Source organism: Bradyrhizobium sp. (assembly GCF_049691595.1).
Lineage (GTDB): Bacteria > Pseudomonadota > Alphaproteobacteria > Rhizobiales > Xanthobacteraceae > Bradyrhizobium.
In genome coordinates, this window is record NZ_JBAVNZ010000440.1 from 1 (window position 1) to 3,659 (window position 3,659).

Genomic DNA, 3,659 nt, shown 5'->3' on the forward strand with positions numbered 1-3,659 from the left:
CCCAGCATCACCGCATAGGTTGAAAATTCCTGCCCAAGCGTCATCGGGACGGCGTCCTGCAATTGCGTGCGGCCCATCTTGACGATGTCCCTGAACTCTTCGGACTTCGCCTCGAAGGCCTGACGCAGGACCGCCATGGCTTCGACCAGCCGCATGATTCCCGAATAGGCCGCGAGCTTGAGTGCCGTCGGGTAAACGTCGTTGGTGCTCTGGCTCATGTTGACGTGTTCGTTGGGGTGCAAAAATTGATACTCGCCCCTGGCGCGGCCCAACAGCTCCAGCGCGCGGTTTGCGATCACCTCGTTGGCATTCATATTGGTCGAGGTGCCCGCGCCGCCCTGAATGACATCGACGACGAATTCCCGATGCAGCCGCCCGGCCCTGATTTCCTCGGCGGCGGCGACGATGGCATCCGCGCGGGTTTTATCCAGCAGCCCGAGCTCGCAGTTGCTTTTCGCCGCCGCCAGCTTGATGGAAGCCAGTGCCGCGATCAGGTCCGGATAGATCGAGATCGGGGTGCCGCTGATCGGAAAGTTCTCGACCGCGCGCAGGGTGTGGATGCCGTAATAGGCCTCCGCCGCAACATCCCGATCGCCCAACAGGTCATGTTCGCGTCGCGTACCCATCTGAGCCTTTCGCGGGGAGTTCCTGGAAGCTTGATAAGATCAGGAAGGGACGGGCATTCCAAGGCTGGTTGCGATCGAGGGGGCGCACCGCGCCGCGCGATTGCGAAGTCGCATCTGATGCATTTCGAACTCGCCGCATCTTCAGTGGTAACAGCGATGTGAAATCAGCCGCTTCAGCGATCGTTGACAATGACTGACCAGTCAGTCATGTTTGATTATGAAGCGAACGCGCCCCGAGACCTCGAACCCTCCAAAACCCGCCGGCAGCCGCGGCGCGGTGAGGCCTGCCCAGGCGAGGGCGCCCAAAAGGGTCTCGCCGAAAGTGCCGTCCGCAAAACCCGCGTCGAACCGTGCCGAACGCGCGGCCGAGCGCCGTTTGGCCATCATCGAGGCGGCGCTGGATGAATTCGTCTCGCGCGGCTTTACCGCCACGCGGATCGACGACATTGCGAGCCGCGCCGGCGTCGCCAAGGGCACGATCTACCTGCACTTCAAGGACAAGGAGTCGATGTTCGAGGAGCTGATCCGCACCGCGCTGGTGCCGCTGACCGGCCGGCTGGCCGCGCCGCCGCCCATCGGCGGATCGGTTCGCGACGTCATCGAGGCATTTGCGCGGATGTTCATCCAGGAGGTGGCGAATACGCGGCGTGGCGACATCGTCCGGCTGATCGTCGCCGAGGGCCCGCGGTTTCCTGCGATCGCCGATTTCTACTACCGCGAAGTGGTCTCGCGGGGACTTGCCGGCATGCGCGGCTTGATCGAGCTCGCGGTGGCGCGCGGCGAGATCAGGCAAAAGGACCTGGCGCGGTTTCCGCAGCTTCTGGTCGCGCCTGCGATCGTGGCGGTGGTCTGGCAGAGCCTGTTCAGCCGCCATGCGCCGCTCGATACCAACGAGATGTTTCGCACCCATCTCGATCTGGTATTCGGCGAACGGAGGACGACATGACCTCGTCGCGAACAACGATAACAATGCTGACGGTGCTGGCGCTGGCGGCGGCGCTCGCCGGCTGCAGCGAGCGCCGCGATCCCGGCTTTCAGGGCTGGGTCGAGGCCGACATGATCTTCGTCAGCCCCGACGAATCCGGGCGCGTGACCAGGCTCAACGTCCGCGAAGGCGACCAGGTCAAGCCCGGCGATCCGCTTTATTCCATCGACGACGATCTGCAAAAGGCCGATCTCAACCAGACCAACGCCACGCTCGCCAACGCGCAGCAGACCTATGACCGCGCGGCGGCGCTGAGCAAGACCGGCGCGGGCACGCAGGCCAGTCTCGACGCCGCGATTTCGGCGCTGCGGGTCGCGGAAGCCAGGGTCAACACCTCGCAGACCCGGCTGGCGCGGCGCAGCGGGTTTGCGCCGGTCGGCGGCACCGTGCAGCAGATTTATTTCCGCGAGGGCGAGATGGTGCCGGCGCAGCGGCCGGTGCTGTCGATCATGCCGCCCGGCAACATCAAGGTGCGGTTCTTCGTGCCGGAGCCGGAACTGCCGAAACTCGCGATCGGCGACGAGGTGCGCGTCACCTGCGACAACTGCGCCGCCGATCTCACCGCCAAGATCTATTTCATCGCGACCACGGCCGAATACACCCCGCCGGTGATCTACAGCCTCGACGAGCGCAGCAAGCTCGTCTATCTGATCCAGGCGCGGCCGAGCCGGCCGGACAGTCTGCGGGTGGGCCAGCCGGTCAGCGTGTTTTTCAACGCCAAAATTCCAGTGGCGGACAAGCGATGACATCAGCGCCGACCACCGCGCCCGACATCGCGATCGATGTGCACGGCTTGTCGAAGTCGTTCAACGGCCGTGAGGTCGTGCATGACCTCAGCATGCAGGTGAAGCGCGGCTCGATCTACGGCTTCCTCGGCCCGAACGGCAGCGGCAAGACCACGACCATCCGCATGCTGTGCGGCCTGCTGACGCCTGACCGCGGCGAGGGCACCTGTCTCGGCTTCGACATTCGCCGCGACGCCGACAAGATCAAGCGTCGGGTCGGCTACATGACGCAGCGCTTCAGCCTGTATCAGGACCTGTCGGTCAAGGAGAATCTGGAATTCGTCGCGCGGCTCTACGGCCTGCCAGATCCGGGCGGCGCCGCGCGCGACACGATCAGGCGCATCGGCCTGAACGGCCGCGAAGGCCAGCTCGCCGGCGAACTCTCCGGTGGCTGGAAGCAGCGGCTGGCGCTCGGCGCCTGCACGCTGCCCAATCCGAAATTGCTGCTCTTGGACGAGCCGACCGCCGGCGTCGACCCCAAGGCGCGGCGCGATTTCTGGAACGAGATCCATGCGCTCGCCGCTGACGGACTGACGGTATTGGTCTCCACCCACTACATGGACGAGGCCGAGCGCTGCCACGAGATCGCCTATATCGCCTACGGCTATCTGCTGGCGCACGGCACCGTGGACCAGGTGATCGCGAAGTCGGAGCTGTCGACCTACACTGTCACCGGCGGCGATCTCAACAGGCTCGCCGCCGAGCTCGCCGGCAAGCCCGGCATCGACATGGTGGCGCCGTTCGGCACCAGCCTGCACGTCTCCGGCCGCGATCGGGCGGCGCTGGAGACAACCATCGCGCCCTATCGCGATGGCGAGGGCTGGCATTGGCAGCACAGCGAGCCGTCGCTGGAGGACGTGTTCATCGACCTGATGACCCGCTCAAAGGACAATTTCCAGTGACCGACGCCGCCGCCCGAAGTCACGATATCAGCGAGCCGGCCTTCGGGTTCTGGCGGCGCAGCTATGCGATGCTGATCAAGGAATTCATCCAGCTCAGGCGCGACCGCGTTTCCTTCGCCATGATCATCATGCTGCCGGTGATGCAGCTGATGCTGTTCGGCTACGCCATCAATACCACGCCGCGCCACCTGCCGACCGCGGTGCTGCTGCAGGAGGACAGCGATCTCGGGCGCTCGATCCTCAAGGCGCTGGAAAATACCTCCTATTTCCGCTTCACCCGCGAAGTGCACGATGTCGCAGAGTTCGATGATCTCCTGAAGTCCGGCAAGGTGCTGTTCGGCGTGGAAATCCCGCGCGGCTT

General features: G+C 64.7%; 4 protein-coding genes and 1 pseudogene. 4 read left to right on the forward strand and 1 reads right to left on the reverse strand.

What is annotated here, in order from left to right:
* The coding region (locus WCE35_RS18645) for a lyase family protein (RefSeq protein WP_424594804.1) at positions 1-626 on the reverse strand (626 nt) is incomplete at its 3' end.
* Positions 627-843: 217 nt separating this feature from the next.
* On the opposite strand from WCE35_RS18645, the gene WCE35_RS18650 reads away from it, so the two are divergent.
* From WCE35_RS18650 to WCE35_RS18665, 4 genes and pseudogenes are all read left to right on the forward strand, one after another.
* Positions 844-1,572: a TetR/AcrR family transcriptional regulator gene (locus WCE35_RS18650; protein WP_424594805.1), complete on the forward strand. Its 729-nt coding sequence runs from the start codon at positions 844-846 to the stop codon at positions 1,570-1,572.
* Positions 1,569-2,357 carry an HlyD family secretion protein gene (locus WCE35_RS18655; RefSeq protein ID WP_424594806.1) on the forward strand — a complete coding sequence of 263 codons (789 nt, stop codon included), beginning with the start codon at positions 1,569-1,571 and terminating at the stop codon, positions 2,355-2,357. The genes WCE35_RS18650 and WCE35_RS18655 overlap by 4 nt, the downstream gene beginning before the upstream one ends.
* Positions 2,354-3,298, forward strand: a complete 945-nt coding sequence (locus tag WCE35_RS18660; RefSeq protein ID WP_424594807.1) for an ABC transporter ATP-binding protein — start codon at positions 2,354-2,356, stop codon at positions 3,296-3,298. The genes WCE35_RS18655 and WCE35_RS18660 overlap by 4 nt, the downstream gene beginning before the upstream one ends.
* Positions 3,295-3,659 (forward strand): annotated as a pseudogene (locus WCE35_RS18665) (ABC transporter permease); the annotation flags it as partial. The gene WCE35_RS18660 and the pseudogene WCE35_RS18665, both read left to right, overlap by 4 nt.